Source organism: Paraburkholderia sp. J10-1, from assembly GCF_905220165.1.
Taxonomy (GTDB): Bacteria; Pseudomonadota; Gammaproteobacteria; order Burkholderiales; family Burkholderiaceae; genus Paraburkholderia.
In genome coordinates this window covers 1-2,884 of the sequence record NZ_CAJMYW010000047.1, presented here as the reverse complement: position 1 = coordinate 2,884, position 2,884 = coordinate 1, and the positions used below count along the sequence as shown (strand labels likewise).

4 protein-coding genes are annotated in these 2,884 nt (G+C 55.0%); 3 read left to right on the top strand and 1 reads right to left on the bottom strand.

Going from position 1 to position 2,884, the window contains the following annotated elements; all coding sequences use genetic code 11:
• Positions 1-97: 97 nt before the first annotated feature.
• A complete protein-coding gene (locus tag U5A65_RS40590; RefSeq protein WP_321915998.1) occupies positions 98-676 on the bottom strand; it encodes a DUF3313 domain-containing protein in 579 nt (192 codons plus the stop codon).
• A gap of 908 nt (positions 677-1,584) precedes the next feature.
• Between U5A65_RS40590 and U5A65_RS40585 the strand changes: the two genes are divergently transcribed.
• The 3 genes from U5A65_RS40585 (at position 1,585) to U5A65_RS41075 (ending at position 2,665) form a co-directional block, all read left to right on the top strand.
• Positions 1,585-1,737, top strand: a complete 153-nt coding sequence (locus U5A65_RS40585) for a hypothetical protein (protein ID WP_321915999.1) — start codon at positions 1,585-1,587, stop codon at positions 1,735-1,737.
• Positions 1,734-2,183 carry a hypothetical protein gene (locus tag U5A65_RS40580; protein ID WP_321916000.1) on the top strand — a complete coding sequence of 150 codons (450 nt, stop codon included), beginning with the start codon at positions 1,734-1,736 and terminating at the stop codon, positions 2,181-2,183. Before U5A65_RS40585 ends, U5A65_RS40580 begins: the two co-directional genes overlap by 4 nt.
• Positions 2,184-2,545: 362 nt before the next feature.
• Positions 2,546-2,665, top strand: a complete 120-nt coding sequence (locus U5A65_RS41075; RefSeq protein ID WP_415766519.1) for a hypothetical protein — start codon at positions 2,546-2,548, stop codon at positions 2,663-2,665.
• Positions 2,666-2,884: the final 219 nt, after the last annotated feature.

The following is a 2,884-nucleotide window of genomic DNA, read 5'->3' as shown; positions in this document are numbered from 1 at the left end:
CAACGCGATGCCGATCAACGCTGCACCGATCGGTACGAGCCAGATGGTGAGCGGGAGAAATCGTCTGAGGGACATTGAAAGCTGCTGCAAAAGTGAATTACCTGAATTGGGCGATCAGTTCGGCTGCGCCCCGTTCAATGCCGGTTTTGGGGGCGTCTGGCGAGCTCAACCTGGCAGAAAGCCCGCCATCTGGATATCTTTCGATATAAGCTTCAATCAGCTTGTTTGAAGAGGAATCCGAAATTTCTACCGCATAGATGACATATCCTGGCAGCGCCGTGCCTGCACCGGTAAGCGTGAGCCGAACACGAAGCGTGTCGGCTCCGGATTCATTCACCAGATCGAAGCGGGTGGCCAGCGTTTCTGCGAACGTAGCCTGCATGAAATCAGCGAGCTTCGAGCGCTCCGCGTTGCTGACGTGGCGAAACTCTGCATCCGGCCCGCCGTAAAGCTGGACCGGTTCGAGGATGAGTTTTCTGTACCGTGACCAGTCCTGCGGTAACGCATACCGATAGGGCATATGGGTTCCATCCCGGTCGTCGGGATTGACGCGCAGGTACGGCCATGAAGCGAGGCTGGAATACTTGACGGGCTTGACTGCCGAGCACGCCGAGAGTGCGAGGCAAGCGAACAGTGCAAGACCGAGCGCTGCGCAAATCAGGGCTTTGGGGGCCATCGTCAACAGCCATTCGAACGCGGGGGTTGTTAGTTTCCGTATACTCATACGAACCGTCTGGCCGGTTTGCAAATAAGGCGCTTCATAACGACGCTAAATCTGGGAAGCGTCCTGGCTGTCGTAGCGACCTGTACGCGGACGGACGATAGACCGAGGTGGCTCGCGGGTCATACTAACGCAGGTCAGTCGTCATGTAAACCGTCTAGCCGGTTTGTCTTTTATCCCATGTGCGTCGCGGGCATTGGCGGATCCCTCGGCCGGCCGCGTCGCTGCCTTTGGGGGTGACGTGGATTTTTGTGCATTTTCCGGCTAGGGGGACATAAGCCTAGCGCGGTCCCACCTTGTGGCCCTGTATAAATTGTCTTTCCAATCAAGCAACTGCTAACTCCCCCTTGAACGACTCACATTTGTGTGTGATGCCCATAGCAGCCCGAGGGTTCCACTATTCAGGACTCGTAGTTCAGGCTCGGCGACTGGTAGTCGCCACTCATTCGAGATGGTATGCGGGTATTTATCTTCGTGCTTGTTGGACCCGGTGCCTCCCTGCGGGAGACGCTACGCACTCACTCGGACGTGCGGAGGTTCGTCATGGAAATCGACATTCTCGGCGTCGATCTTGCGAAGCAGATCTTCCAGCTCCACGGCGCGGATTGTCGAGACCGTGTCGTGCATCGATCGAAGGTCTTGAGGAGCTTCTTCTCTGAAACCGCGCGCACATTGAACCCCAAAATGGTTGTCATGGAGGCATACAGGACTGTCCATCACTGGGCGAGGTGTTTGCAGTCGATCGGACCGAAGTTCGGCGAATCAGTCCGCAATATACTGTACCGTTCGTCAAGACAAGTAAGAACGATCGCAACGATGCGGAGGCGGTAGTCGAAGCTGCCAGCCGACCCACGATGCGCAGCATGTCGATCAAATCGGTCGAGCAACAGGCCATCGAGGCGGTATACCGCATGCACGCTATCCTACCGCGCCACCGAACCGCGCTGATCAACCCGATACGTGGCCTGCTCGGCGAGCGCCCCGTTCGAACTATCCGCTTAGAGGATCAAAAATGACCCAAGCGCTGGCTGAGGTTCTGCTACTAGCTTCCATGGTCGTGAACGCGACGCTCTTGATTTTCATTGCTGGCGTGCTTCGGCACGTCATGAACGACATGGACGCAGCGACCTTCAAAGACTTCGTAGGATCCCTGGTACGACACTCAACCAAATCGCCGTTCATGATCATTGCCCTAAACGTCCCGCTGATCGGCGCTATTCCCTATTACTACTTTTATGGATTTGGAAATCGCTGGATCAGCGCAGGACTCGCGCTATGGCTGGCCGGTGGACTCATATCAAAACTCGTCAAGCTCCCGATTTACAAAAGCATAAAGGCAGCCGAACGTGACGATGAAGTTCACCTAGGAGAGCAACGCCGAAGATTGAATGCCGGAAACCTGCTGCAGGCCGCATTGAATTCACTAGCTGTAGCTATGATGATCGTTGCATGGTTCAAATGAGCGACGGGCTTCTGTAATTTGAAAAACTGGAGGTGGTGTTTCCGTCTCCTGGATCAAATTCGGGATCCTGTACGCCGGGCGTTGCTGAGCATCCCATCGCGAATGACGCGATTCGAAGCGACGATATGGTAGGCAATTGGCGCGGTGTCCCAGTCGATGTCATTTAAGAGGTCGAAATACTGGATGACTGTACACGTCGGCCATTTTGCGAAATCACCGAGAGAGTCCGTAGGGGATCGAAGGCGGCGAGATAAGGAACCAACGATATTGCCGCTAGAACCCGTCGCGCGCACTACCCACGCTCTTCGATCCGCTCACATGCGCGGCACCCGTTGCTGGAATTAAGGCGTGCCTCCCCAGGCATGGGCTTGGGTCTTTATATCTGCCGTTGCATTGCGCAAGCTCACTACGGAACGATTGAAGTTGAATCTGACGAGAACCATACCGTCTTCACCGTAACAATCTCACGAGGCGCAGCATAGCGACGCGGTCAGAGATCAGGGGAGCCTAGCTGTGAACGAGAGCGCGTCGCACGATATGTCTTGCTGACCAGCTTCCTCTTCAATGAACCAGTGACGGGACCAGGCTTGTCCCTGCGGCCGCTTCGAATGTTTGTCGTCGATCCTGAATGCATGTCGATGTGCAGTGCTTCGGTGAAACACCGTGTAATTTAACATAATAGTTAAGAGCGAAGTTTTAAT

What these genes read in the sequence shown, in the direction of transcription:
- U5A65_RS40580 (WP_321916000.1), top strand. Translation starts at nt 1,734, where the DNA reads ATGACCCAAGCGCTGGCTGAGGTTCTGCTACTAGCTTCCATGGTCGTG.
- U5A65_RS40590 (WP_321915998.1), bottom strand. Translation starts at nt 676, where the DNA reads ATGGCCCCCAAAGCCCTGATTTGCGCAGCGCTCGGTCTTGCACTGTTC.
- U5A65_RS41075 (WP_415766519.1), top strand. Translation starts at nt 2,546, where the DNA reads ATGGGCTTGGGTCTTTATATCTGCCGTTGCATTGCGCAAGCTCACTAC.
- U5A65_RS40585 (WP_321915999.1), top strand. Translation starts at nt 1,585, where the DNA reads ATGTCGATCAAATCGGTCGAGCAACAGGCCATCGAGGCGGTATACCGC.